The organism is Frigoribacterium sp. PhB118 (assembly GCF_003751725.1).
In the GTDB taxonomy this organism is placed as follows: Bacteria; Actinomycetota; Actinomycetes; order Actinomycetales; family Microbacteriaceae; genus Frigoribacterium.
In genome coordinates this window covers 237,520-262,580 of the sequence record NZ_RKID01000002.1, presented here as the reverse complement: position 1 = coordinate 262,580, position 25,061 = coordinate 237,520, and the positions used below count along the sequence as shown (strand labels likewise).

The 25,061-nt window shown below is 73.0% G+C and carries 31 protein-coding genes and 1 tRNA gene; 19 read left to right on the top strand and 13 right to left on the bottom strand.

The features are described 5' to 3' along the window. Window positions 1-28: 28 nt before the first annotated feature. The 5 genes from EDF21_RS08285 to EDF21_RS08265 are packed head-to-tail and all read right to left on the bottom strand — an operon-like array spanning window position 29 to window position 2,205. Window positions 29-634 carry a hypothetical protein gene (locus EDF21_RS08285; RefSeq protein ID WP_123571016.1) on the bottom strand — a complete coding sequence of 202 codons (606 nt, stop codon included), beginning with the start codon at window positions 632-634 and terminating at the stop codon, window positions 29-31. Beyond that, window positions 631-1,221, bottom strand: coding sequence for a DUF6286 domain-containing protein (locus tag EDF21_RS08280; RefSeq protein ID WP_123571015.1), 591 nt, complete (start codon window positions 1,219-1,221; stop codon window positions 631-633). Before EDF21_RS08280 ends, EDF21_RS08285 begins: the two co-directional genes overlap by 4 nt. Then, window positions 1,218-1,586 (bottom strand): hypothetical protein, encoded by a 369-nt coding sequence (locus EDF21_RS08275; RefSeq protein WP_123571014.1) that lies wholly within the window; start codon window positions 1,584-1,586, stop codon window positions 1,218-1,220. Before EDF21_RS08275 ends, EDF21_RS08280 begins: the two co-directional genes overlap by 4 nt. Then, window positions 1,583-1,774 carry a DUF2273 domain-containing protein gene (locus EDF21_RS08270; RefSeq protein WP_123571013.1) on the bottom strand — a complete coding sequence of 64 codons (192 nt, stop codon included), beginning with the start codon at window positions 1,772-1,774 and terminating at the stop codon, window positions 1,583-1,585. Before EDF21_RS08270 ends, EDF21_RS08275 begins: the two co-directional genes overlap by 4 nt. Continuing rightward, a complete protein-coding gene (locus EDF21_RS08265) occupies window positions 1,771-2,205 on the bottom strand; it encodes an Asp23/Gls24 family envelope stress response protein (protein WP_123571012.1) in 435 nt (144 codons plus the stop codon). The genes EDF21_RS08270 and EDF21_RS08265 overlap by 4 nt, the downstream gene beginning before the upstream one ends. Before the next feature lie 257 nt (window positions 2,206-2,462). Between EDF21_RS08265 and EDF21_RS08260 the strand changes: the two genes are divergently transcribed. The 15 genes from EDF21_RS08260 (at window position 2,463) to EDF21_RS08190 (ending at window position 12,262) form a co-directional block, all read left to right on the top strand. Next, window positions 2,463-3,017, top strand: coding sequence for an RNA polymerase sigma factor (locus tag EDF21_RS08260; protein ID WP_056044391.1), 555 nt, complete (start codon window positions 2,463-2,465; stop codon window positions 3,015-3,017). Further along, on the top strand, window positions 3,014-3,751 hold the full coding sequence (locus EDF21_RS08255) for an Asp23/Gls24 family envelope stress response protein (RefSeq protein ID WP_123571011.1): 738 nt from the start codon (window positions 3,014-3,016) through the stop codon (window positions 3,749-3,751). Before EDF21_RS08260 ends, EDF21_RS08255 begins: the two co-directional genes overlap by 4 nt. Then, window positions 3,748-4,260: a hypothetical protein gene (locus EDF21_RS08250; RefSeq protein ID WP_123571010.1), complete on the top strand. Its 513-nt coding sequence runs from the start codon at window positions 3,748-3,750 to the stop codon at window positions 4,258-4,260. Before EDF21_RS08255 ends, EDF21_RS08250 begins: the two co-directional genes overlap by 4 nt. A gap of 168 nt (window positions 4,261-4,428) precedes the next feature. Continuing rightward, window positions 4,429-4,499, top strand: a tRNA-Gly gene (locus EDF21_RS08245). Window positions 4,500-4,664: 165 nt separating this feature from the next. Then, window positions 4,665-5,798 carry a DUF6177 family protein gene (locus tag EDF21_RS08240; RefSeq protein WP_123571009.1) on the top strand — a complete coding sequence of 378 codons (1,134 nt, stop codon included), beginning with the start codon at window positions 4,665-4,667 and terminating at the stop codon, window positions 5,796-5,798. Then, a complete protein-coding gene (locus EDF21_RS08235) occupies window positions 5,788-6,195 on the top strand; it encodes a hypothetical protein (RefSeq protein WP_123571008.1) in 408 nt (135 codons plus the stop codon). Before EDF21_RS08240 ends, EDF21_RS08235 begins: the two co-directional genes overlap by 11 nt. Beyond that, window positions 6,192-6,584, top strand: coding sequence for a DUF6507 family protein (locus EDF21_RS08230; RefSeq protein ID WP_123571007.1), 393 nt, complete (start codon window positions 6,192-6,194; stop codon window positions 6,582-6,584). Before EDF21_RS08235 ends, EDF21_RS08230 begins: the two co-directional genes overlap by 4 nt. Continuing rightward, window positions 6,581-8,920 (top strand): glycohydrolase toxin TNT-related protein, encoded by a 2,340-nt coding sequence (locus tag EDF21_RS08225; RefSeq protein WP_123571006.1) that lies wholly within the window; start codon window positions 6,581-6,583, stop codon window positions 8,918-8,920. Before EDF21_RS08230 ends, EDF21_RS08225 begins: the two co-directional genes overlap by 4 nt. Beyond that, complete coding sequence (locus tag EDF21_RS08220; protein ID WP_123571005.1) at window positions 8,913-9,215, top strand: hypothetical protein; 303 nt, start codon at window positions 8,913-8,915, stop codon at window positions 9,213-9,215. The genes EDF21_RS08225 and EDF21_RS08220 overlap by 8 nt, the downstream gene beginning before the upstream one ends. Window positions 9,216-9,247: 32 nt before the next feature. Next, window positions 9,248-9,532, top strand: coding sequence for a hypothetical protein (locus tag EDF21_RS08215; RefSeq protein WP_148053671.1), 285 nt, complete (start codon window positions 9,248-9,250; stop codon window positions 9,530-9,532). A gap of 118 nt (window positions 9,533-9,650) precedes the next feature. Continuing rightward, complete coding sequence (locus EDF21_RS08210; RefSeq protein WP_123571003.1) at window positions 9,651-9,986, top strand: hypothetical protein; 336 nt, start codon at window positions 9,651-9,653, stop codon at window positions 9,984-9,986. A 1-nt stretch (window position 9,987) separates the two neighbouring features. Beyond that, window positions 9,988-10,581: a hypothetical protein gene (locus tag EDF21_RS08205; protein ID WP_123571002.1), complete on the top strand. Its 594-nt coding sequence runs from the start codon at window positions 9,988-9,990 to the stop codon at window positions 10,579-10,581. Beyond that, window positions 10,578-10,889, top strand: coding sequence for a hypothetical protein (locus tag EDF21_RS08200; RefSeq protein ID WP_148053670.1), 312 nt, complete (start codon window positions 10,578-10,580; stop codon window positions 10,887-10,889). Before EDF21_RS08205 ends, EDF21_RS08200 begins: the two co-directional genes overlap by 4 nt. 126 nt (window positions 10,890-11,015) lie before the next feature. Further along, window positions 11,016-11,471: an Hsp20/alpha crystallin family protein gene (locus tag EDF21_RS08195; RefSeq protein ID WP_071255858.1), complete on the top strand. Its 456-nt coding sequence runs from the start codon at window positions 11,016-11,018 to the stop codon at window positions 11,469-11,471. Between the two features lie 335 nt (window positions 11,472-11,806). Next, complete coding sequence (locus EDF21_RS08190) at window positions 11,807-12,262, top strand: SRPBCC family protein (protein ID WP_056044418.1); 456 nt, start codon at window positions 11,807-11,809, stop codon at window positions 12,260-12,262. A gap of 72 nt (window positions 12,263-12,334) precedes the next feature. On the opposite strand, the gene glsA is transcribed toward EDF21_RS08190, so the two are convergent. Then, window positions 12,335-13,273: a glutaminase A gene (glsA, locus tag EDF21_RS08185; RefSeq protein WP_123571000.1), complete on the bottom strand. Its 939-nt coding sequence runs from the start codon at window positions 13,271-13,273 to the stop codon at window positions 12,335-12,337. A gap of 178 nt (window positions 13,274-13,451) precedes the next feature. Here glsA and EDF21_RS08180 point away from each other — a divergent pair, with 178 nt between their 5' ends. After that, window positions 13,452-13,736 carry a hypothetical protein gene (locus EDF21_RS08180; RefSeq protein WP_056044422.1) on the top strand — a complete coding sequence of 95 codons (285 nt, stop codon included), beginning with the start codon at window positions 13,452-13,454 and terminating at the stop codon, window positions 13,734-13,736. Between the two features lie 66 nt (window positions 13,737-13,802). On the opposite strand, the gene EDF21_RS08175 is transcribed toward EDF21_RS08180, so the two are convergent. The 7 genes from EDF21_RS08175 to bla form a co-directional block, all read right to left on the bottom strand. Next, window positions 13,803-14,822 (bottom strand): DUF418 domain-containing protein, encoded by a 1,020-nt coding sequence (locus tag EDF21_RS08175; protein ID WP_123570999.1) that lies wholly within the window; start codon window positions 14,820-14,822, stop codon window positions 13,803-13,805. A gap of 80 nt (window positions 14,823-14,902) precedes the next feature. Further along, on the bottom strand, window positions 14,903-15,220 hold the full coding sequence (locus tag EDF21_RS08170) for a hypothetical protein (RefSeq protein ID WP_123570998.1): 318 nt from the start codon (window positions 15,218-15,220) through the stop codon (window positions 14,903-14,905). Window positions 15,221-15,290: 70 nt separating this feature from the next. Next, window positions 15,291-16,382 carry an ABC transporter ATP-binding protein gene (locus EDF21_RS08165; protein ID WP_123570997.1) on the bottom strand — a complete coding sequence of 364 codons (1,092 nt, stop codon included), beginning with the start codon at window positions 16,380-16,382 and terminating at the stop codon, window positions 15,291-15,293. Further along, window positions 16,379-17,266, bottom strand: a complete 888-nt coding sequence (locus EDF21_RS08160; protein ID WP_123570996.1) for an ABC transporter permease subunit — start codon at window positions 17,264-17,266, stop codon at window positions 16,379-16,381. Before EDF21_RS08160 ends, EDF21_RS08165 begins: the two co-directional genes overlap by 4 nt. Continuing rightward, complete coding sequence (locus EDF21_RS08155) at window positions 17,263-18,237, bottom strand: ABC transporter permease subunit (RefSeq protein ID WP_199736300.1); 975 nt, start codon at window positions 18,235-18,237, stop codon at window positions 17,263-17,265. Before EDF21_RS08155 ends, EDF21_RS08160 begins: the two co-directional genes overlap by 4 nt. Beyond that, window positions 18,237-19,373, bottom strand: coding sequence for an ABC transporter substrate-binding protein (locus EDF21_RS08150; RefSeq protein ID WP_056044427.1), 1,137 nt, complete (start codon window positions 19,371-19,373; stop codon window positions 18,237-18,239). Before EDF21_RS08150 ends, EDF21_RS08155 begins: the two co-directional genes overlap by 1 nt. 300 nt (window positions 19,374-19,673) lie before the next feature. Further along, the gene (gene bla / locus EDF21_RS08145) at window positions 19,674-20,636 is read right to left on the bottom strand and encodes a class A beta-lactamase (protein ID WP_123570995.1); all 963 of its coding nucleotides are present in this window, start codon (window positions 20,634-20,636) and stop codon (window positions 19,674-19,676) included. A gap of 95 nt (window positions 20,637-20,731) precedes the next feature. Between bla and EDF21_RS08140 the strand changes: the two genes are divergently transcribed. From EDF21_RS08140 to EDF21_RS08130, 3 genes are read left to right on the top strand one after another with little or no spacing between them, the layout of a single operon-like run. After that, a complete protein-coding gene (locus EDF21_RS08140; RefSeq protein ID WP_199736298.1) occupies window positions 20,732-21,706 on the top strand; it encodes an ABC transporter ATP-binding protein in 975 nt (324 codons plus the stop codon). A 14-nt stretch (window positions 21,707-21,720) separates the two neighbouring features. Next, window positions 21,721-22,770: an iron-siderophore ABC transporter substrate-binding protein gene (locus EDF21_RS08135; RefSeq protein ID WP_304984864.1), complete on the top strand. Its 1,050-nt coding sequence runs from the start codon at window positions 21,721-21,723 to the stop codon at window positions 22,768-22,770. An 8-nt stretch (window positions 22,771-22,778) separates the two neighbouring features. Continuing rightward, entirely contained in the window at window positions 22,779-24,932 is a 2,154-nt protein-coding gene (locus tag EDF21_RS08130; RefSeq protein ID WP_123570994.1) for an iron ABC transporter permease, read from the top strand. Window positions 24,933-25,061 lie beyond the last annotated feature (129 nt).

The following is a 25,061-nucleotide window of genomic DNA, read 5'->3' as shown; positions in this document are numbered from 1 at the left end:
GGTCGCGGAGCCGAGGAGGCGCGGGTCGTCAGGCCACGCGGCTGTCGGCCCCCTTGCGCACGGCCGAGGCGCCGGTGATCTCGACGAGCACGGGCACCGTCTCGCCCAGCACGCGGTCGAGCCCGCGGGCGACGTCGGACGCCGCCGCGACCACGGGCGCCGGGGACGATCCCGCGGTCAGCCGCACCCGCACCTTGAGGGCGGGCCGACCCGCGACCGTCCACGCCGAGACGCCGACCGAGGCCACGTCGCGGCGGTCGCGGAGCGCGTCGGTGATCGCGGTGTCGGCGAACGAGCTCGACACGGCGATCGAGCCGGCCGGGTCGTCCTGGACGACGACGCTGTCGGTGCGACCGTGCCCGTGGGCGGGGATCGCGACGACGAAGACGATGACGAGCAGCAGGCAGAGCAGGGCGAGGGCCACCGGCAGCCAGCTGCCGCCCGTCGCACCGGACGGGTCGATCGGCGTCGCCGCCACGGCGTCGTCGAGGGCCGAGGACGCGGGCGACAGCAGGTCGCGCAGGACGCCGCCGCCGGGCAGGGCGACGATCACGAGGAACGCCCCGACGGCCAGGGCGACGAGGCCGACGACGAACAAGAGGAGGCGGTTCGCGAACCGGTTGCTCGAGGTCATGCGCCGACCCTCCCCGTGTCGGTCGTGCGGACGCGAGCCGTGAGCTCGGGCCGGTAGGCGACCGACTCGAGTTCGGAGCGGGTGGCGGCCTCGACCGACTGCTCGTCGACCGCGAGGCCGGACGCGGGCGTCAGGTCGATCTGGGCCCGACGACGGGACACCCACGCCGAGACCTGCTGGTCCGAGAGGCGCCCCGAGACACGGGCGGCCCGGGCGAGCGAGGACGCGATGACCCGGTCGTCGACGACCACCGCCACGCGGTCGTCGTCGACGGTGTGGCGTCCGCGACGGCCGGGCGTCACGGCGAGGCCGATCAGGACGAGGCCCACGATCGCCGCGACGACGCCGGCGCCGAGCACGAGGCCCGAGGTGCCGCCGCCGTCGACCGACGACGTCAGCGTCGCGAGGACGTCGACCGGGGAGAAGAGCAGGGCCCGTCGACCGAGCGCGGCGTAGACGGCCTCCACCCCGACGTACCCGACGAGGAGCGTGAGCAGCACGAGCACGACGACGGCGCTGCCCGAGCGCGAGGAGTGCTGCTCGCGTCGGAGGACGCGGCGGTACAGGCCGGGGTCGATCCCGCTCACGAGGTGCGCCCCGTCCGGTCGGTGCGGCTGCCGCTGACGGTGACGTCGACGCGGGACACGGTGCGCCCCGCGAGTTCGGAGAGCCGACGGGTCAGGGTGGACTGGAGGTCTCGGACGACGGCGACGACCCCGCCCTCGGGCATGGTCACGGCCTCGGAGAGCATCGGGACGCGGACCGGCGTCGAGACGCGGAGGGCGAGCCGACCGGCGTCGTCCTCGGCCAGGACGCGGACGTCCGCCCGACGCACGTGGAGGGTCTCGGCGACGACGGCCACCGCCACCTTCTGCAGCACCTTGGCGGGGATGCCGACGTGCCCCGCGACGACGCGTCCCGTCTCGGCGAGATCCGTGCCGGCGGTGGTCATGACGACGAGCGCCGTCCGCGCAGGGCGTCCAGCAGCCCGGCCACGTCGGTCCTGCCCGAGACGATGCGCCCGACGAGCGCGCCGACGGCGATGAAGACCGCGACGAGCACGAAGCCCCAGAACCCGAAGGCCAGGGCCGAGACAGCGAGCACGGCGCCGACGGCCATGCCCGTGGTGGTGGCGGTCACGAGACGCGGCTCTCGCTGGTGGAGTCGACGTCGTCGTCACCGGGGATGTTGACGTCGACGATCGCGACGTTCACCTCGGCGACCTCCATGCCGACGAGCTGCTCGATCGCACCGGCCACCGCGGCACGCACCTGTCCGGCCACCGTGTGCAGGGGGGCCGGGTACCCGACGACGATCGTGACGTCGGCGGCGACCTGGGTCTCGCCGACCTCGACGCGCACGCCCTGACCGAGGTCGGTCGTGCCGATCACGTCCCGCAGGGCGCCGAACGCCCGCGCGGTGCCGCCACCGAGGGCGAAGACGCCGGGCACTCCACGGGCGGCGATTCCGGCGATCGTGGCGACGACGCCGTCGGCGACGACCGTCCTGCCGGGCACCCCGACGGTGCCTCTCGGGACGGTGCTCGTCGGGGTGTCGTCGGTGGTGGCCATCGGTGTCTCCTTCTGATCGGACGATGTGCGACGGGTCGGCGTCGCCCTTCGGTCTTACCGGACGCGCCGCCGACGGGTCCGGTCACGGTCTCCCGCGCGCACCGATTCCGGTGTATCCAGGGATGAGACGCCTTCCGTGGCCCGAACGTCACGGAATGCGTCACCATTCATCCACGGGTCGTGACTCATCCACGGGTCGTGACCCGCGCCTCCTCGTCCTGGGGGCCCGGGCGGACGCAGCAGCAGAGGAGGCGGACATGGCGGCGGACCTGACCGAGGCCACCGACGCCGTGCTCGCGTCGCGTGCCGCCGAGGGTGACGAGCGGGCCTTCGAGGTGTTGCTCCGACGCCATCTGGGGCTGATGACGGCGTACGCCACCCGACTCACCGGTTCACGAGCCGATGCGACCGACGCGGTGCAGGAGGCGTCCATCACGATCTGGCGCGAACTCCCGACGCTGCAGACGCCCGCGGCGGTCAAGGGCTGGATGATGCGCATCGTGTCGCGCAAGGCCTTCGACCTGATCCGGTCGCGACGTCTCACCGACGACGTCGACGACCTCGAGCTGCCGGCGGCGACGCCCACGACCGATCCGGAACGCCGGGCGTCCTCGAACGACGCCATGGAGGCGCTGCGTGCGGCGCTCGCGCGGCTCCCGGCCAGCCAACGGCAGGTGTGGGCGCTGCGCGAGGTCGGTGGCGAGTCGTACACCGAGATCGCCGAACGGACCGGCACCACCGTGACCGCGGTCCGGGGGCAACTGGCCCGGGCACGAGAGACCCTGACCCGCGAGATGGAGGCCTGGCGATGAGTGACCGTCCTCACGGCACCGACCACGCCCACGAAGACCCGACCCCGCCCGACGTGCCCGTCGCCCTGGGCGAGTCCGTCGACCCGGGTGGGCCCGTCGACCCGGCTGCGCCCGTCGAGCCGGGTGCGCCGGGCGACGCCGGCCCGTCGCCCGACGAGCCCGTCGACGGTGCCGAGGACGGGGTCTCGCCCGAGCGTCTCGTCGACTACCTCGACGCCGGTCGGCAGCCCTACGACCCCGAGATCGAGGAGTCGCCCGAGGCCCGGGCCCAGCTCGCCGCCCTCGAACGCCTCCGGGCGATGGGGGCCCGACTGCTCGAGTCCGACGCCGCGGCGAGCCCCGCACCGGACCCGAGCTGGATCTCGGGCGTGATGGACCGCGTGCGCCTCGAGTCGCGGGCCGGGAGGCAGATCCCGCTCGCCTCGATCGACGAGCGTTCCACCCTGCACATCACCGAGGGCGCCGTGCGGTCACTCATCCGCGAGGCGGGCGACGGCGTCGAGGGCGCCATGGTCATCTCGTGCACGATCCACGGCGACGTCAGCGTGCCCGGGGCGCTCGTCCGGGTCGAGGTCGTCGTCAGCGGCCTGTTCGGCGAACCGCTGCCCGCGCTCGCCGAGGCGGTCAAGTCGGCGGTGTCGTCGAGCCTGTCCCGTCAGACCGAACTGACCCTCGAGAGCGTCGACGTGGTCGTCGACGACGTCCACCTGCAGAGCGAAGGAGGCGCGGCGTGAGCGACGACGACGGCCTGCGGGCCCCGATCAGCCCGGCCGACCTGTCCCTGCTCGCCGCCGAGCTCGGTGAGATCGCGGCGTCGGTCGACGGCGTCGTGCACGTCCGGGCCCGGCCCGGATTCGGCAGCGTCGTCCGCTCGGCCCTCCAGGGGTTGAGCGCCGTCGTCGGTGGCGGAGGGGTCGTGGGCTCGACCGTGCAGAGCGACGCCTCGATCGCCGGAGCCACGTCGGCCGACCCGGGCGTCCCCGCCTCCGAGATCCCCGACGCAGAGCGCGCCGACCCGGCCTCCGCCGAGGCCGCCGCCCCCGGCCGACCCGTGCCCCTCGTCGGCATCGCCGTGGCCGACCTCGAGACCCGCATCACCCTCGACATCGCGGTCGACGAGAGCGGCTCCGGCCCGCTCGTGGCCCGCGCGGTCGCCCAGGCGCTGCTCGACCGCGTGAGCGGGGAGCCCGTTCCGCCGGCATCGGTCGACCTGCGCATCGTCTCGGTCGCGACCGGGGCCTGAGCGCGCGCCTCCTGCCGGTGGTGCGCGGAGTCGCACCGCCTGCTGGACGTCGCACCGCGGAACTCGGCGGTGCGATGTCCGTTCGTCGGTGCCACACGCTCGGCAGGGCGGAGGGAGCACGGGAGGCGCGGGCCGCTATAGTGGTCTGACGCGCCTCCGAGGCGCCGCGCGAGTGTAGTTCAATGGTAGAACTTCAGCTTCCCAAGCTGATAGCGCGGGTTCGATTCCCGTCACTCGCTCTCTTCTTCTCTGAGGTGACGTGACGGCCGGGCTGACGGCCTGGTCACCACCGCCGTCACGTCTCTTCCCAGATCATCGGGGTACGGGCTCGTGGGGCGTTCGGCCGACGGCGGCCGGGAGCGCCGCCCCCGTACGATGGTCGTCGCCGCTACCGGGGGGAAGCCATGACCGACGATGCCACGACGACCGTCTCGTTGCTGCACCCGATGCTCGACACGCACGGGCCCGGCTGGGTCGAGTCGCGGTCGAGCAAGCCCGTCGTCGGGGTGTCCAGCGGCCTCTCGGCCCTCTTCGTCGACTGTGCCGGGCCGGGCACCCGCGTCGCCCTCGTCACCGATCCCGCATCGCGGCTCACGTACTCGCTGTTCCACCTGCTCGACGTGCTCGGCGGGGTCTGGCTGACCCGCGCCTCCGACGGTTCGCTGCGTCGGGCGGTCACGCTCGAGCCGGTGCGCTCACCGGCCCACGGCCTCGGGGTGACCGAGGACGGCTACCCGCTGCCGCAGGACGAGGCGCCGTCGTCGGTCCGGCTCGACGAGGGACGCACCGTCGACCCCGACGCCGTCCCGTGGACGCAGCTCGCCGTCGTCACCCACCACCGGGCGCGGGCCGAGGCCCGACTCGGTGGCACGCTCGAACGACTCGTCGAGTCACTCGCTCCCGGCACGCGCACCCTGTGGGGGACGACCGAGCCTGCCACCACGGTCTGGGACCGGGACTTCTTCACGGCCGCCGCGCGCAGCCGCATGCCGTCCGAGACGCGGTTCCACGTGGCCGGCGGTGACGCCTCCGGGCCGAGGTACCGGGGCTGGGTGCGTATCGCGCGCAGCGACGACGGCGTGATCGAGGAGACCCGCATCGTCGTGACCGGAGCCGTCGCGCCCGGTGTCGTCGCGGACGCCCTCGCCGACGTGGCCGGTCGACAGCAGGTCCTGCTCGCCACGGCGTGGTCGATGTCGGGTCGGGCCGACGGGACGGTGTCCGCCCACGACCGGGTCGCACCGCAACCGCTCGCCGCCGTCGTCGGGGCGCGGAGCGTCCGGGGCATGCAGCTGGACGTCGAGGGCCTGGTCCGTCGGGTCGGCGGACGGGTGCTCGGGTCGTCGCGGACGCCGTCGGTGCTCGTGTCGTTCCACGAGACGCCGGCCGGTGACGCCGAGGTCGGTGCTGGTGCTGGTGCTGTCGAGGCTGCCGCGGCCGCAGCCCGTTGGCACCGCTTCGCCGACGCGGTCGAGGTCGTCGGCGCCGACGGGATCCTCGCCGCGATGACCCCGCCGGGGGTGCACCGTGCCTCGTGAGTACACCGTGGTGACGCCCGAGCCCGTGACCGCCGTCGACGGTGCCCGCGCAGCCGCCGAGATCGACCCGTACCTCGGCCTGGGCAAGCTCTGGAACGGCGGCGGGCTGCAGATCGCGACCGACGACGGGCTCGTGCTGGCGATCGTGCGCAGCACCTACGTCGAGGACCCGGCCGACGCCTCCGTCCTGCTCGGGGTCGACGTCGAGGCGGGCAGCTGGCTGACCGAGGCGTACGCGCCGGGGACCGACCCGGTGTCGGACGCGGTCGTGCAGGCGCTCGTCCGCAACACCGGGGGGCGCGTCGTGGTCGAGGCGGTCCCGGGTGGGCCGAGGCCCGCGACGGCTGCGCCCGCGACGGCTGCGCCCGCGCCGACCGACGAAGGGGCACGCTCATGAGCTCGTGGTCGATCTCGCCCAGCGGGGCGCAGTCGGTCCTGGCCGAGGTCCAGGTCTCGGCCGGCGACCTCGGCACCGCGGCCGGAGGCCTGGAGACCGGTCACGAAGAGCTGAGCGGTGGTGTCGGCGACCTCCTCGTGGGCGTGGCCAACGCGGTGCTCGGGTTGATCGAGTCCGAGGCGACGACCCTCACGTCGGTGGTGAACCGCATCGAGTCGTGCGGCACCGGTGCCGCCGAGGCGACCATCGCCTACGTCGCCGGCGACGAGGAGATGGCGGCGAACGCTCAATCCGCCGCCGTGACGGCGGCCGCCGAGGCACCCGCTCTGGCGAGCGAGCAGAGCGCCGCCGGCATCCCGCCCGTCTCGACCCCGGGGGTGCCCCGATGAGCCCCTCGCTGATCGTCCCCGGTGCGATCCCCGGCGTCACCATCGACCCGGCGGCGATCTCGACGTCCGCCGCCACCTTCCGCAGCACGGCGACCGCCATCGCCGAGAAGGGTGCGGGCGTCGTCACCTCCTGGTCCGGGCTGTCGGGTGTCTACGCGGCGCCCGAGGCCGAGCAGTTGTTCGTCGCCATGGACCCGGTCGGCACGAGCACGCAGACCCTCGGCGACACGTTCGGCCAGGTCGCGACGTTGCTCGACGACCTCGCCACGGCCGTCGCCGCGCCCGTCGCCCGGCTCAAGGAGCTCGTCACCGAGGCCGAGGCCTTCACCGCCGAGGTGTCCGGCGGCGTCACCTACAGCACCGAGAGCTACAACTCGTACATCTCGAGCGGGCCCGACGAGACCACGGTCGAGTGGTACGACCACATCCCCTCGCGCAACCGCAACGACGAGTTGCTCGGCGAGGTGAACGCCGAGGTCGCCAAGATCGACGCGGCCCGAGCCGAGTGCGAGAACGGCATCAACGCGTTGCGCACCGACCCGATGTGCTTCCCCGAGCAGGTCGGCCTGTCGGCAGAGCAGCTCGACTCGATGAAGGACCTGCCCTACGGCGCCCCGGGCGACCCGCACAAGACCTGTTCCGAGTCGATGGGCACGGGCCTCGGCATGTTCATCGCCGAGGCGGCCTACGGCGCCGGTGCCCTGGTGGGTTGGGACATCCAGGGCGGCACGGGCGTCACCATGGAGTTCGGCCTCAAGGCCTGGGGCGGCCTGCTCCAGGGGCTCGGGGCCATCGCGATCACGAGTCCGGCGACGATCGCGCTGGCGTACGCACCTCCCGGCACGGTGCCGGCGGCCGCCCAGCCGGCCGTCGACTGGTACCGCACCACGATCGAGGGCGTCACGCAGGGCATCGTGGGCACGCCCGAGATGTACGACGAGGACCCGGTCGCGGCCGGCACCTACGCCACCCTCGGCGTGGCCTCGTTCTTCGTCCCGGTCGGAGGCGCAGCCGTCGGCGGGACGAAGGCGGCGACGGGCCTCGCACGGCTCGGCGGCGCCGCGGAACGAGCTGCGCTCCGTGCCCCCGAGGGTTCCCTGTCGCGGATCGGCCTGACGCACGCGGGTCACGCCCTGAACGCCATGTCGGAGACCACGCGTCTGTTGACCGGAGGGCACGGCGAGGCCGGTCGCGGGCCGGACGCCGCGCCCTCGCGGTTCGACGAGCAACTCACCCGCCTCGACGACGTCGTCGGCGTCCGCGCCGACGGCCTCGCGCCACCGCCCACGCGCGTCGACGGTCCCGACACGACGCCCGGGCCGGTCCGTGGTGACGACGCGTCCGCCCCGCCCGTCCGCGACGACGCGTCGGCCCCGCCGGTCCGCGACGACGCGTCGGCCCCGCCGGTCCGCGACGACGCGTCCGCCCCGCCGGTCCGCGACGACGCGTCGGCCCCGCCGGTCCGTGACGACGCGTCCGCCCCGCCGGTCCGTGACGAGGCGTCGGCCCCGCCGGTCCGTGACGACGCGTCCGCCCCGCCGGTCCGTGAGGACGCAGGAGGCGCGGGTCACGCCGACGACGCCCCCGCGGCCGACCAGCCCGGTCACGCCGACGGCGATGCCGGAACGGGTGGCTCGGGCGGCGACGCCCCCGCTCAGCCAGCCCCGGTCAAGGACGCCCCGACGGGTCCGATCACCGACGCCACGGGGACGAGGGACCTCACCCCGATCATCGACGGTAGCTCGATGACCCGTAACCAGCTGGCCGACTACCTGGACGTCATGGACCCGGCGGCGGGCGCCGCCTTCCGCGATCGCGGCGTCTGGCCCTCAGATCAACGCGTCCCGGCTGATGCTCGGTACCTTGGCGCGGACGGGCGAATAGATTGGAACGATGTTCCTCCGATGGGGTTCGCTCTCGATGAGCACGGTGTATCCATCATCGAAAAGGACCCGAGTATTGCTCCGGGATCGCTACTCGACAGGGCTGGCTCAGCCGAAGGAATTTTCGTTTCACCTGTTCCCGACAACGGTGTGCCCTTTAGTCATGAACAGAGGGCCACGCCTTGGGTCCGGGACGAAGGTGTCGAACACGTTTATCAAGTAACGGGCGACCTATCCGACATTCGTGGCGCTTTCGACCGGAGTAACGCAGGGGTCCGTCTAGCATTCGAGACGCAGATGGTCGTCTTCGGCGTCACCTGGGACGACATGCACCTTCTCCGGGGGCCCATCGCGCCGGGCTTCGGCCAGGCTGGGGGAGGCACGCAGATCGTTCTCCCCATGAGCGTCGAGGATCTGATCAGCATCGGCTTACTCAAGGAGATCCATGACTGACGGCGACTGCAACACTTTGGCCTCGTTGCCGAACCGCGTCAACCAACTCGGGCTCGGGCATCTGAACTTTCTGATCGGTGACGGGGAGACACAGCGTCCATACGCACTCGTCATCGCCCAGGGCGAAGATGGCTGGAGCACCTTCGTCAGGGATGAAAGAGGGCTGACCAGGGTCAAGAGCGTCCGGACGTATCCGGACGAGCGGTCGGCAGTCGAGGGGTTCCTCGTTCTGCTCGACGGCATCGCGCTCGTCAAGCGGCTTCGTTCCGAGGCCACGGCTGAGAAGGACGTCTAGCCGGTGCTTGAGGGCTGATGAGTAGGACCGACGTGGACGGACTGAGAGCAGAAGTGGAAGCGGCCGGGCTCGGGCACCTCCGTTTACTCATCGGGAACACGTCCCTGCCCGTCTCCGGCGCGCACGTGATCGGGCAGATCGACGGAGTGTGGGTGACCTTCTTGCGCGACGAACGAGGTCTGGTCGAAGAGCTGACGCTCGTCGAGCATCCGGATGAGGGCTCTGCCGTGACGGAGTTCATGTTCCAGTTACAGAACCTCGCCCGGTTGGAGGAATTGCGGGCCCTCCTCGATGCAGGCGCAGATCCCGATGACTGATTGCCGACCGCGAGGGTGTCGTGCCGACGCTTGACGAGACCCTGGCCGTCCTCAGGGATGAAGCCCTCCTTCGTTACGACCACGTCATCGACGGCGACTACACGGGGAGGATCAACTCATGACGACGCTCCAAGAAACGGTCGCCACGATCGAGGCCGAGGGGCTCGACAGGTTCGCCTACGTGATCGGTGATGATCACGCCAGCTCGGCGGACGCCCTGGTCCTGACCCGACGGGACGGCGTCTGGACCTCCTTCTCGACCAATGAACGTGCCGGTGTCGAGGAGACCAGCGTTCGCACGTACGAGGAACTCTCCGACGCTCTGGACGACTTCCTGCGTCTCATGAGGCTGAGGGCCGACGAGGATGCGCTCATGTCGCGCATCAGGGAGAAGAACAGGCGTGCCCACGAGACGTGGCAGGCGTCACGAGACGACCGACCGGAGAAGGCCTGACATGGCGACGATCGATTCGGTGCGCGCCGTCATGGCGGCAGAGGGACTCGACGACCTGGCGCATGTCATCGACGGTGACCCCGCGAACAGGACGGACTGCCTCGTCGTCACCCGACGCGACGATGCCTGGGTGTCCTTTTCCACCGACGAGCGCGCGGCGGTCGTCGACGGGAGCGTACGGACCTACCCGAGCGAGTCCGAGGCCCTGGAGGACTTCCTCGTCCTGCTCCGGCTGAAGAAGCTCCTCCGCGACCTGCAACGGGAGCGCGACCTCGAGCGCGTTGAGGGGGCGGCGATGAGCCTCGCGTCGTTGCCTGCGCAGATGGAGGCGGAGGACGTGAACCGCATTCGTGTCGCTCTCGGTGACGATTACCTCAGGCGCCCGGACTGTCTCGCCGTGGCGCGACGTGACGGCGTGTGGAGCACTTTCTACGTCGACGAACGAGCTGCCGTGGAGGAACGGAGCCTGCACACGTTCCCCGACGAGGTCTCGGCCGTGGCCGACTTCCTCGACCGTCTGAGGTCCCAGCATCGCAAGCTCGAGATCCAGGACGAACTCCGTGACCGACGCCGACGAGCAGGAGAACCGTCATGACGATGGTCGCGCGCACCCTGGCCGACCTCCGAACCCAGGTGGACGCCCGTGGACTCGGCCACCTGAACGCCGTCATCGGGGACGCGACGACGGGGAAGCCCTTCGCGCTCGTCCTCGCTCGACGGGACGAGGTGTGGCGCACCTACTTCCTCGACGAGCGAGGCCTCGTCGAGGAGCAGAGCATCCGCACCTACGACGACGTCGAGGCAGCCGCAGCCGACTTCCTCCGGTTGCTGGGCAACCTGGCCCGCATCGAAGAGATCGGCGCCGAGCTGGCCGCCCGACGGCAGGCACAGCGTCCTCAGTGATCTCTCGGCAGCGTTCAAGCTTGGTTTGAGGTACGAAACGCTGGTCAGAGGTACATTCGTGTCGTCAACGAGCCGGGGCCACGGGGTCCCGGGTCACACCGATCAACCGAAAGGGGACTCTTCATCATGGCCATGTCTTTCGATCCTTTCACCGAGCTCGACCGCCTCACCGGCGCCCTCACGGGCATGCGACAGGGGCCCAGGGTCATGCCGGTCGACCTCTACCGCGACGGCGACCGCTATGTGCTCAACGCCGACATGCCGGGCATCGATCCGGGGTCGGTCGACGTCGACGTCGACGGTCAGCTGCTGACCATCCGGGCCAACCGCACGCCCGACACCCGTGACGGCGTCAAGTGGCTCGCGCAGGAGCGGCCGCACGGCTCGTACCTCCGCCAGTTCAGCGTGGGCGAGGGCATCGACTCGAGCCGCATCACGGCCCACTACGACAACGGCGTGCTGTCGCTGGTCATCCCGGTCAGCGAGAGGGCGAAGCCGCGCAAGATCGAGGTCGTCTCGGGCCAGGCGCACGAGACCGTCGACGCGATCGACGCGTCGCCGGCTCGCGACACGGCGAGCTGACCCCTCAGGCGGTCTGGTCGTCGACCCCGGCCACGCCGTCGGCCCCACCACCCCGTCACGATCCGTCGTGGCGGGGTGGTCCCCGTTCCGGCGACGCCGGCGCTCGACCGCTCCGCCGGCGCTCGACCGCCCCGTCGTTGGTCGCGGGCGCGCACGTACTCGGCCGCGGGCGCACGAGTACTGTGCGGTGCCCCGGTCGGCCGTGTCACCCGGCACCTGACCGTTGCCTCCGCACGTGGGCGAAGCCGACCCGCGCCTCCTACCGTTCACGGCAGGGCACGACGCCGACACGGCGTCGCCCGACAATTCTGAACACCGTCAGCAAGGAGTGCACCATGGCACAGGCCATCGAGACCATCGACGTCAACGTCCCCGTCAGCGTCGCCTACAACCAGTGGACCCAGTTCGAGTCGTTCCCGAAGTTCCTCGACGAGGTCGAGTCCATCACCCAGACCACCCCCACCCTCACGGTGTGGAAGGTGAAGGTCGGACCGGTCGAGAAGACCTTCGAGGCCGAGATCACCGAGCAGCACCCCGACGAGCGCGTCGCCTGGAACAGCACGGGCGGCGAGGTCGACCACGCCGGCGTCATCACGTTCCACAAGCTGAGCGACGACGTGACGCGCCTCACGGTGCAGATCGACTGGACCCCCGAGGGCTTCCTCGAGAAGGTCGGCAACACGCTCGGCGCCGACAACCACGCCATCAAGAAGGACCTCAAGAACTTCAAGGAGTTCATCGAGCGCGAGGGCAACGTCGACGGCGCCTGGCGCGGAGACGTCCAGGCCTGAGCCCCGGCTCCACCCGACGAGGCCCCCGGTCGGCTCCTGCTCGTAGGACGCCCACCGGGGGCCTCGTCCGTGTCAGCCGCCGAAGCCGAACGAGTGCAGCCCGTGCTCCTCGCTCAGTCGGCGGCTCCACTCGGCACCGCGGACGCTCGTCCCCTGCTCGTCGATGGGCGGGCTGAACACCGCCGCACCCAGCCGGTTCGGCGCCGACAGGACGATCGCCCCCGAGACGCTCGACTTCGCGGGCACCCCGACGCCGCGCATCCAGCGGCCCGACCCGTCGTAGACCCCGCAGGTCGCCATGACCGACACCACGTCGCGGGCGACGCGGGCGTCCACGACCTGCTCGCCCGTCACCGGGTTGCGGCCGCCGAACGCGAGCGTCGCGCCCATCACGGCCAGCGCCTCGCTGTCGACCAGTACCGAGCAGGCCCGGGCGTAGAGCGCGACCGCGTCGTCGGCCGTGTGCTCCAGGCTGCCCTCGGACCGCATCAGGTGGGCTAGCGCGTGGTTGCGGTCGCCGTGCAGCTGCTCGGACTCGCTGACCTCGCGGTCGTAGTCGAGCTCGCGCCCCGCGAAGGCCCCGAGCCCCGCCAGGATGCGCGTCGTGCGGGCGTCGCAGGTGTCGCCGTCGACCAGGGCGGCCGTGAGCAGGGCTCCGGCGTTGACCATCGGGTTCGGCGGTCGGCCGGTGCCGCCCTCGAGCTTGATCGCGTCGAACGCCTCGCCGGTCGGCTCGATGCCGACCGCGTCGAGGGCCGCTCCGCCGGTGTCGGCGAGGGCGAGCGCGAAGAGGAACGGCTTCACCGCCGACTGGATCGAGAACGCGTGGCCCGAGTCGCCGGACGCGACCACCTCGCCGGTGGACCGCACCACGGCGACCCCGAAAAGCTCGGGGTCGGCCTCGGCGAGCTGGGGGATGCTGTCGTCCACCGCGCCTCCTCGGGTCGGGAGGACGGAGGCGCGCAGGGCCTCCAGGGACGCGGCGTCGGACGACGGGATGGGGGACGGCATCGTTCCACCCTGACAGGCCGGGGCCCGTGCGTCCGGGCCTGCAGGAGGCAACGGGGGCCCGGGGTGGGGTACAAGGATCACGCCGGGCCCTCGGAGTCAACCCCTCCCGTTGTCAGGTCGCGTGTCTAACGTGCACCTCGTCGGGCCGCATCGGGGCGGCCCGCGAGAAGGGGCGACCATGCTGAACGACGGTGGGGGACGCCGGTCGGGCACGGCCTGGCCGGGACGGGGCCCGCTCGCCAGTGCCCTCGACCTGAGGCTCGACGTGATCGGCCGCGGCCGCTGGCGCATCGTCGACGTCCGGCGGTCGGAGCGCGGAGCCCCGGTGGTCATCGGATCGGTCGCACAGACCGAAGCGGGCTACGAACTCACCCTCGCCGCGACCCCCGGTCGCCGCCTCTGGTGCACCGACCTCTCGAGCGCCCTCGACACCGTCGTGCGGGCCTCCTGGAACCGTCGCTGACCCGAGGAGGCGCGGCTCCGATCGGTCGGGACCGCCGCCGACCCGAGGAGGCGCGGCTCCCGTCGGTCAGGACGCCCGGCGCACCAGCGCGGCCGGCCGCCACCAGGTGACGCTCCGCCAGGCCCACTCGACCGGGCCGTAGACGAACCGGGCGAGCCAGAGGCGGCTCAGCACGGACTGCACGGCGATCAGGGCGACGCTGATCGCCAGCCCCGGGACGACGCTCGTCAGGTGCCCGAAGTCGATCACGAGGGCGAGACCTGCCACGACGATCGCCGCGACGACGTAGTTGGTCAGTGCCATGCGGCCGAGCGGCTCGAACACCGCGGCGACGACGCGGCGGGCGGGGGTGCGCCAGAGCAGGGCGAGGGCGGTGGCGTAGGCGACGGCCATGACCAGCCCGGCGATGCCGCCCGGCGTCGAGAAGCGTGGGTCGCCCGGGGTCGTGGCCTGCCAGAGCAGGGCCGGCACCGTGAGCACCGCGGCCGCGGCGAAGACCAGGCCGACGCCGCGCCCGGCCGACTCGAGCACGCGGGGCAGCCCGTACGCGGCGGCGCCGGCACCGAGCAGCATGAGGCCGGGAGTCGAGGCGAGGCCGCCACCGGTCAGGGCGTAGGCCGCGACGGTCAGCGCGGCACCGAGGGTCAGGGTCGCCCAGCGTGGGGCGAAGACGACGATCGGCAGCACGACGAGGCCGACGACGCCGTACTCGAGCAGCACGTTGCCGGGGTAGACGAGCATGAGCAGCCCCCCGATCGCGACGAGCCCGATCAGCCGGCGCACCATGACGAGTCCGGGCCGGGGAGCGCGCGCCCGGGCACCGGCGAGCACGAACCAGAGGCTCATGCCGAAGAGGAACACGAAGATCGGCACGAACCGGGTCTGCACCGTGAGGTACAGCAGGTCACGCGCCGGGTCGTCGACCGGGCCGGCGTTCTCGATCGCCAGGTCGATGCCGAGGCGGGTGATGTCGAGCGTGTTGACCAGCAGGATGCCGAACAGCGCGAAGCCGCGCAGCGAGTCGACGAACCTCCAGCGGGTGCCGGTGGTGGGTGGGGAGTCGACGGCGGGCGCAGCGAAGGTCATGTGCCCAGCCAAGCCGACCCGCGCCTCCCGGTCGTCCCCCGCGGCGATGGTGCGCCTCCGTCTGAAGTATCAGATGTGGATCAGGCGAGCGCCCACTCGGCGCGGAACTCGTCGCAGGTGAGTCGGTCGAGGTCCGCCTCGATCTCGACCTTGGACTCGTCGGCGCCGGTGAGGCCCTGGGGCGGCAGCCGGTGGATCTCGCGACCGGTCGAGCGCTCGCGGACCACGACGTCGAAGCCCGGCCACTCGCCCTCGAACGAGCCGAGGAAGAACCCGACGACGACCGAGACGAGCCATCGCCCGGCGACGAGCGGCCGCGGCCGCCGGGTCGTGACGATCTCGGCCTGCCACACCGAGGAGGCGCGGGGCACGTCGTCGGGGTCGGTCACCGGGGGCATGCCCCGAGGCTAACGGCGGGACCGTGCGGGCCGCCTCCGTCGCCCGGGTGACCCGCTGCCGTCGGGTGGGTCAGGAGGCGCGGCTCGTCACGGCCACGCGGGCGGGCGTGAACGAGACGCGCACCGACGACCCCGGCTCGCGCCGTTCGTCGGCCCGGTGGTCCAGCACGAGCAGCGTCTCGCGGTCCACGCGCACGCGGGTGCGGCACACGGCCCCCAGGAACGACACCGACTCGACGACGCCCGCGAGCCCGCCCTGCGCGACGAACGACACGTCCTCGGGGCGCACGTACGCCCAGACCGGTCCCTCGGCCGGCGTCCCCACGACCGGCACCTCGGGGCAGCCCGCCAGCCGCACGAGCCCGCCGATGACCTCGCCGGAGACCCGGTTGCTCGTCCCGACGAACTCGGCCACGAACGCCGTCGCGGGGGCCGAGTAGAGCTCTTCGGGCGTGCCCACCTGCTCGATCGACCCGGCGCGCATGACGGCGACGCGGTCGGCGACGGCGAGGGCCTCCTCCTGGTCGTGGGTGACGAAGAGCGTGGTGATCGACAGCTCGCGCTGGATGCGCCGGATCTCGTCCCGCAGCTGCACCCGCACCTTGGCGTCGAGGGCGCTGAGCGGCTCGTCGAGCAGCAGCACGCGGGGTCGCGTGACCAGCGCCCGGGCCAGCGCGACGCGCTGCTGCTGTCCGCCCGAGAGCTGGTGGGCGTAGCGCTCGCCCAGGTCGCCGAGCCCGACCAGGTCGAGCATCTCGCCCGCCCGGGTGGCGCGGGCGGCCTTGTCGACCCGACGCATGCGCAGCCCGAACTCCACGTTCTGCCGCACGGTCAGGTGCGGGAACAGCGAGTACGCCTGGAACACCATGCCGACGTCGCGGCGGTGCGTCGGCACGCCGACCACGTCGCGGCCGTCGATCGTGATGCTGCCGCCCGTGACGTCCTCGAGCCCGGCGAGGCTGCGCAGCGCGGTGGTCTTGCCGCAGCCCGAGGGGCCGAGCACGGCGACGAGCTCGCCGGGCTGCAGCTCGAGGTCGAGCCCGGTCAGCGCCCGGTGCCCGGCGAACTGCTTCGTGACGTCGTGGAACGCCACGGCGGCGCCCGCGCCCGCACCGGCGGCGGTCGGACTCGTGACGGAGGGGCGGGGGAGCGTGGCGGTCACGAGAGGGCCTTCCGGGTGGGGATCGGGCGGGCGGCCCCGAGGGCTCCGACCCGCCCGATCACGAGCAGCAGCACGAAGGCGAAGGCCAACGAGATCAGGGCGAGGACGACGGCGGCGTAGGGGTCGGATCGGGACACCTGCACCAGGGCGGTCTGCAGGTTCACGCGGTTGAGCAGCGAGGCGATGGTGAACTCGCCGAGCACCACGGCCACGGTGATGAACGCCGCCGCGAGCAGTCCCCGGCGGAGGCTCGGCACGACGACGAGGGCCATCGTGCGCGGCCAGCTCGAGCCGAGCGTGCGCGCGGCCTCGGTCAGCGTGCGGAGGTCGGTGGCCGCGAGGTCGGACTGCACCGCACGGTAGGCGTAGGGCAGCACCGTGACGCCGTACGCGAGCGCGAGCGTCCAGGCGCCCGAACCGGCCACCCGCGAGACGACCGAGTAGACCGGCGCCAGCCCGACCACGAGCACGATCGCGGGCACCGTGATCGGCACGAGGCAGACGAACTCGAGGGGCCGGACGAGGCGCGGGTGGCGGAGGTGCACGAGCACCATCGCCGGCACCAGCAGCACGAGCACGAGCAGGGCCGAGACGACGGCGAGCAGCAGCGAGTTCGTGACCCCCTCGACGAGGTTGCGGTACATCCGCTCGTTCTCGGGGTCGACGATCGCCAGCCAGTGGTTCAGGTCGTGACCCGTGCCGTCGGCGCTGCGCAGCGAGAACGCGACCATCGCCGCTATCGGCACCGCGAAGAGGGCCCCCACGACGACCAGGGCGGCGCGGCGCGCGACCGTACCCGCGCCTCCTGCGCTCGTCGACCGCGGAGCGCTCGTCGTCCGGGGCGTGCGCGTCGTGCGCGTCGGCTCCGTCGTCCGGGCGCTCATCGCTGCCACCGCTCGGTGCGGCGCTGCAGCAGCGAGTAACCCGTCATCAGCACGGCCATGACGACGACCATGCCGAGCGCGAGCGCGCCGGCGACGTTCTCGCGGCCGAGCACCGTCTCGCTGATCAGTGCGGCGCGGATCTGCAGCGGCACGATCTGGGCGCCCTGGCTGATCAGGGCGGCGGCGGTCGCGTACGACGAGAAGGCGTTGGCGAAGAGCAGCAGCAGGCTGCCGACGAACGCCGGGGCGAGCACCGGGACGACCACGCGGACGAGGTGCTGCCACCGGGTGCCGCCGAGCGTGGCCACGGCCTCGCTCCACTGCGGACGGAGGCCGCTGACGGCGGGCATGAAGGTGATCACCATGAGGGGCACCTGGAAGTACAGGTAGGGGAGCAGCAGCCCGGGCACCTGGTAGAACCAGACCCCGTCCGCGTAGAGGTCGACGCCGGCGACGTCGATCAGCAGCCGCGTGACGACTCCCTGGATGCCGATCGTCGCGATGAAGGCGAACGCCAGCATGACGCCGCCGAACTGGGCGAGCACGCTCGACGCGGCGTCGATCGCGTTGCGGACGGCTCCGTCGGGGCGCAGCGAGGTGAGGCCCCAGCAGACGACGGCACCGACGACGGCCCCGGCCACGGCGGTGACGGCCGAGACGGCGGCCGAACTGGCGAAGGCCCGGACGATCAGCGGGTCGCCGAGCGCGGCCAGGTTGTCGAGGGTCAGGGCGCCGTCGCCGTCGACGAAGCCCGTCCCGAGCGCGAGCAGGCACGGCACGATCAAGAAGGCGAGCACCCAGACGGCGAACGGGGTCAGCCCCCACCAGGCCGCCGGACGGCGCCGACCCCGTGCGGGGCCGACGCCGTCGGAGGACGAGGAGGCGCGGGTCGGCAGGCCGCCGCCGTCCCCCTCGTGCGCCGACCGCACGTCGGCGGTCGCGTCCGCCGCGCGGGTCGACGTCGTCACCATCAGCCGATCGCCGTGGCCCAGGTGTCGGCCAGGACCTTCGAGGCGGCCTCGGTCTGCTCCGCCGTGAACTGGACGGTGTCGGAGGGCTGCTCGCCGACCTTCTCGAGGGCGTCCTGGTCGACGGTGCCGGCCTCGGTCATCGCCGCGAGGCGCACGGGGTAGGCGCCGGCCGCGAGGTACAGGTTCTGCGCGTCGTCGCCCATGACGTACTCCTGCCACAGGCGGGCCGCGGCGGGGTGCGGTGCGTCGACGTTGATCGCCTGGTTGTAGTAACTCCCGAGGGCGGTTCCGGGCAGGACGGCCGTCTTCCAGTCGCGTCCGCCGGCGTCGGCCGCGGCGGCCAGGTTGTTGTAGCTCCAGTCGAAGACGACCGGGGTCTCGCCCGAGGCGATCGTCGCCGGGGTCGGGTCGGTGGGCAGGAAGTTGCCGGCGTCGGCGAGCTTCGAGAACCAGTCGACGCCCGTGCTGACGTCGTCGGCGCTGCCGCCGGACTGCAGCGCGGCCCACTCGACGGCCGCGGCGGCGGCACCGGCCTGGGTCGGGTCGCCGTTGATCGCGACCTTGCCCTCGTAGTCCGAGCCGAGCAGGTCGTCGAGGCTCTCGGGGGCCGGCACGGCGTCGGCGTCGTAGCCGACCGACATCAGGCCGGTGTAGTCGTAGACCCATCTGCCGTCGGCGTCCTTGTGGTCGTCGGCGATGTCGTCCCAGGTCGACACCTCGTACGGCGCGAACTGGTCGAGGTTGGCGAGCGTCACGGCCGAGCCGAGGTCGAACACGTCGGGGGCGGTGTCCTGCCCCTTCAGGTTCTGGGCGGCGGTGATCTCCTCGGCGCTCGAGACGTCGGGGCTGTCCGAGTTGACGGTGATGTCGTACTTCTCCTCGAACCCGTCGATGATCTTGCCGTAGTTCGCCCAGGTGTCGGGCAGGGCGATCACGTTGAGCTCGCCCTCGGCCTGCGCGGCGCTGACCAGGGCGTCCATGCCGCCGAAGTCCTCGGCGCTGGTGGCGGTGGCGGCGTCGGTGCCGTTCGCCGCGCCTCCCGAGCTGTCGGCGTCGGCGCTCGCCGAGCAGCCGGTCAGGGCGAGGGCGGCGATGCCGAGGGTGGCGGCCGAGACGAGCAGGCGCTTGTCGATCATGCGGTGGAGTCCTTCGGGTGCGGGGCCGGGGTTCGCCGGGGACGGCGACGGGGGACCGGACGGCCCGCTGGGCACGCTAAGGAGGCGCGACGACGTCCCGGGGGAGGCCGCGTGAACGAGGGGCGAACAGGTGGTGGCGGGGTGGGCGTGCCGACGGGGGCGTCGCCCCGCTGGTGGTCGGCGACGAGTGGGCAGAAGATGCTGCTCGTCGCCGCGGGAGGAGCATCTTCTGCCCACTCGACGAGCGGTGGGGAGGAGAGGAGAGGGCGGGGGTCGAGGGGGCGGGCGGGGTCGGCCGGGTCAGCGGGCGGCGGCGACGGCCGAGAGGGCGACCTCGGCCGCGGCGGCGACGAGGGCGTCGTCGTACGACGCGGCGGGGTCGTTGCGCGTGGTGAGCACCGAGATCACCACGGGGTCGCCCGACGGGGGGACGACGATCGCGACGTCGTTGCGGATGCCGCCCGCGCCTCCGGACTTGTCGGCGACCTGCCAGTCGTCGGGAGCGCCGGCACGGATCAGGGTGTCCCCGGTCGCGTTGCCCGACATCCACTCGAGCAGGGTGGCGCGGTCGTCGGCGGCGAGCCAGTCGCCGTCGCTGATGCGGGCGAGGGTGGCGGTGAAGGCGGCGGGCGTGGTCGTGTCGGCCGTGCTGCCCGGGGTGAGCCGGTTGAGCTCGGGCTCGCCGTGGACGACGTCGGTCACGCCGTCGCCCTGCGCGGCGAGGGCGGCGTCGAGCCCGGCCGGGCCGCCGAGCTCGGCGAGCACGAGGTTCAGCGCCGTGTTGTCGCTCTTCCGCACGGCCGCCTCGGCGAGCTGCCGCAGCGGGAGCCCGTCGGCGACGTGCGTGCTGGTCAGCGGCGAGTACCCCGCGGCGTCGACCTCGGCCTGGGTCCAGGTGACCACGCGGTCGAGGTCGGCGTCGTCGGTCGCCTCGAGCAGGGCCGCCGCGGCGAACGCCTTGAGGCTGGACGCGTACCCGAAGCGTTCGTCGGCGCGGTGGTCGAGGGTCGCGCCCGAGCCGGTGTCGAGCACGCTCAGGCCGATCCGTGCGTCGTACCGCGTCTCGAGGTCGGCCAGTGCGGCCTCGACCTCGGGGGTCGCGAGGTCGGGCGCGACGATCGGGCTGGGCAGGGGGACCGGCGTCGCGGTCGGGCTCGGGGCGGGTGCCGAGGACCCGGGCGTCGAGCAGCCGGTCAGCGCGAGTCCCAGGCCCAGGGCGCTGGCCGTCAGGAGGGTCGTCGTCTTCGTCGTCCGGGAGGTCATCGCTCCAGTCTCGCCGACGCCCCGGAGGCGCGGGTCGGCTCGACGTCGAGAGGTCGGGTTGCGGCACCGGGGTGAGGTTAGGCTAACCTAAGCGCGTGACCACCGACCTGCCCCTCGCGGCCACCGCACCCGCCTCGGCCACCCTCCGTGCCGACGACGTCTCGGTCGCCTACGACGGCGTCGACGTCGTCCGCGGGGCCCGCCTCGAGCTCCGACCCGGCTGCGTCACCGCCCTCGTCGGCCCGAACGGCAGCGGCAAGTCGACCCTGCTGCGCACCCTCGCCCGGCTGCAGAAGCCGCGCACGGGCTCGCTGACCCTCGCCGCGCCTCCTGCGGGGGTCGAGTGGTCCGAGGACGTCGTCCGCGCCTCGGGGAGGGACGATTCGCGCCCGCTCGACCGCCCGAGCGCGAGTGCGAGCACGAGCGAGGACGAGGACCCGGGCGACGAGACGGTCGACGGGTTCGAGCTGTCGCTGCGGCAGTTCGCGCGGCGGGTGGCGCTGCTGACGCAGGGGCGCCCGACCCCCGGCGGCCTCAGCGTGCGCGACGTCGTCGAGTTCGGCCGCTACCCGCACCGCGGCCGCTGGGGGCGCTCCGACCCCGACGGCCCCGCCGCCGTCGACCGCGCGCTCGGACTCACCGGCGTGGCCGACCTCGCCGACCGCGGCGTCGACCAGCTCTCGGGCGGTCAGCTTCAGCGCGTCTGGCTGGCCAGCTGCCTCGCTCAGGACACCGGGGTGCTGCTGCTCGACGAGCCCACCACCTACCTCGACCTGCGCTACCAGGTCGAGCTGCTCGACCTCGTGCGCGACCTGGCCGACTCGGGCCGCATCGCGGTCGGAGTCGTGCTGCACGACCTCGACCAGGCCGCCGCGCTCGCCGACCGCATCGTCGTGCTGAGCGAAGGCCGCATCGTCGCCGAGGGCGACCCCGGGGACGTGCTGACACCGCGCCTCCTGACCGACGTCTGGGGCATCCGCATCGACGTCGACACCGACCCCACCACCGGCCACCTGCGCACCCGCGCGATCGGCCGACACCACACCCGGGCCGAGACGCCCGTCCGATGAGAGAGACACCACCCGTGACCCAGCGCCTGATGACGACGCCCCGCCACACCCCGACCACCGGCGGTCCCGCCCGCCGCCCCGCCCGCCGGCTGCTGACGGTCACCGCCGTCGCCGCGGCCGCGGCCCTGACCCTCGCCGGCTGCGGCACCACCGAGTCGGCCGACGCCGGCTCGACCTCGGGCAGCGGCGAGCAGATCACCCTGACCGACGGCACGGGGGCCGAGATCACCCTCGACGGTCCCGCGACGAAGGTCGTCGGCACCGAGTGGAACGTCGTCGAGGACCTCGTCGCCCTCGGCGTCGAACCCGTGGGCGTCGCCGACGTGAAGGGGTACAACGAGTGGGACGCCGCCGTGCCGCTCACCAACGAGCCGACCGACATCGGCACCCGCGGCGAGCCGAGCCTCGACACCGTCGCGTCGCTCGCACCCGACCTGATCGTCGCGACCGACGGCCTGAGCGCCGACGCCGTCGAGCAGCTGAAGGAGATCGCTCCCGTGCTGCAGATCACCTCGGCCGACGCCTCGCGCCAGATCGAGCACAGCATGGACAACCTCGACCTCATCGCCAAGGCGACCGGCACCGAAGAGAAGGCGACCGAGGTGAAGAAGGAGTTCACCGACGCCGTCGAGGCGGGCGGGCAGGCCCTCGCCGACGCCGGTCTCGCAGGTCAGCCCTTCGCCTTCGCCGACGCCTACGTCGACGCCGGCCAGGTGAGCATCCGCCCCTACGCCAAGGGCTCGCTCGTGTCCGACGTCACCGAGGAGCTCGGCCTGACGAACGCCTGGACCGTCGAGGGCGACGAGGCGTACGGCCTCGCCACGACCGACGTCGAGGGCCTCACGCAGCTGCCGGCCGACGTGCAGTTCCTCTACATCGACAACACCGCCGCCGGTGCCGACGACCCGTTCGCGGTGTCGCTCGCCTCGAACGCCGTCTGGACGTCGCTGCCCTTCGTGCAGTCCGGTGACGTGCACCGTCTCGACGACGGCATCTGGATGTTCGGCGGCCCCGCCGCGATGACCGCCTACGTCGACTCGCTGGTGTCGACCCTGACGAAGTAACCGGCACCGTGAGCACGACCGTCACCCCCACCGACCCCGCGCCGCCCCGGCTCGGCGAGCCCGCCGCCGGGCGCGACGAGCGGGCGCTCCGCGCGGCGCGAGCCCAGGAGGCGCGGCTCGCCGCCCCCCGCCGGGTCACGCTCGGGTCGGTGGGCGTGACGGTCGCGCTGGTCGCCGTCGTCGTGGTGCTCGCCCTCGTGGACGTCACGCAGGGCACCGCCGACGTCGGCGCCCGGCAGGTCTGGCAGGCGCTGACCGGCACCGCGACGGCAGGCGACGCGTCCGTGGTCGTGGCCTCGCGCCTCCCGCGGATGGTCGCCGGTCTGCTGGTCGGCGTCGCCCTCGGAGCCGCCGGTGCGGCCCTGCAACAGATGAGCCGCAACGTGCTCGCCTCGCCCGACACCCTCGCCGTCAACGCCGGCGCCTACGCGGCGCTCGCGCTCGCGGCCGTCACGGGGCTCAGCCTGCCCCTGCTCGCCTCGTCCGGCGTCGCGTTCGTCGGCGGGCTGCTCGCCGCGGGCCTCGTGCTCGCGGTGTCCGGGCTGGGCGCCGGCACCGTGCGGCTCGTGCTCGCCGGCAGCGCCCTCGGCCTCGGCCTGGCCTCGGTGACGAGCGCCCTGCTGTTGCTCTTCCCGCAGCAGACCGCCGGGCTCTACGCCTGGGGCCAGGGCAGCATCTCGCAGAACGGCTTCGACGGCGTCGTCCAGCTCGCCCCGGTGATCGTCGTGGGGCTGCTCGTGCTCGTCGCGATGAACGTCCGCGTGGACGCCCTCGCGCTCGGGGACGACGCCGCCCGCAGCGTCGGCGTCGACGTCCGCACGACCCGCGTGGTCACCGTCCTCGCCGCCGTGCTGCTCTCGGCCGCCGCCGTCACCCTCGCGGGGCCGATCGGCTTCGTCGGCCTCTGCGCCCCCGCCCTCGTCCGCCTGCTGCGTCGGGCCGTGCCCTCCGTCCGCCGCTTCCTCGTCTTCCTGCCCCTCGCGGCCCTGGCGGGCGCCGCCCTCGTGCTCGGCGCCGACGTGCTGCTGCGCGCCCTGGTCGGTGCCGAGACGTCGGTCCAGGTGCCGACCGGCGTCGTGACCTCGCTGCTCGGGGCGGTCGTCCTCGTCGTGCTGGCCTTCCGTGCCCGCGACCACGGCGGCGTCACCCCGACCGACCGGCACCCCGTCGTCTCCCGCCTGCGGTTCGTGGCCGTCGTCGTGGTCGTGCTCGCCGCGCTCGTCGCCGTCGTCCTCGGCTCGGTGCTGCTCGGCGACGCCAAGCTGCTGCTCGGCGACGTCGCCAACTGGGTGGCCGGTCGGTCCGGCCGCGTCGTCACCTACGTGCTCGACACCCGCGTCCCCCGGGTCGTGGCCGCCCTCGCCGCGGGGGCGGCGCTGGCGCTCGCCGGCACGCTCGTGCAGGCCGTCACGCGCAACCCGCTCGCCGAGCCGGGCATCCTCGGCGTGACGGGCGGAGCCGGCCTCGGGGCCGTGCTGCTCGTCACCACCGTGCCGCTCGCGACCGGCTGGGGCATCGCCGGCGCGGCGTTCGCCGGAGCCGTCGTGGCGGCCGTCGTCGTGTTCGGCCTCGCCTCCCGCGGTGGCTTCCCGCAGAACCGGCTCGTGCTGATCGGCATCGGCGTCTCGACGGCGACGGCGGCCGCGATCAGCCTGCTGATCGTCCTGACCGACCCGTTCAACGGCGCGAAGGCGCTGACCTGGCTGTCGGGTTCGACCTACGGCCGCACGCTGGACGATGCGCTGCCGGTGTCGCTGGTGCTCGTGGCCGCGCTCGTCGTGGTCGTGCTGCTGCGCCGTCGCCTCGACCTGCTCGGGGTGGACGACGACACCCCGCGCCTCCTCGGGGTCTCGCTCTCGCGGTCGCGCCTGGTCTTCCTGTCGCTCGCCGTGCTGCTCACGGCGACGGCCGTGGCCGCCGTGGGCGTGGTCGGATTCGTCGGACTCGTCGCCCCGCACGCCGCCCGGTCGCTGGTCGGACGGCGGCACGCGCGGGTGCTGCCCGTGGCCGTGCTGCTCGGCGCGGTGCTGGTCTGCGCCGCCGACGTGCTCGGCCGCACGCTGATCGCCCCGGCACAGCTCGGCGCCGGCCTGCTGACCGCCGTCATCGGTACGCCGTACTTCGTCTGGCTGCTCTGGCGCGGGCGGGCCTCCGCGAGCTGACGCCCCGGCGCGCTGACGCCCGGCGCCCGGGGCCCCGACGCGCTGGCCCCCTGGCCGGTCGAGTGGGCAGAAGATGTCCTTCCCGCCTCGACGAAGGACGTTTTCTGCCCACTCGACCCGCGCCTCCCG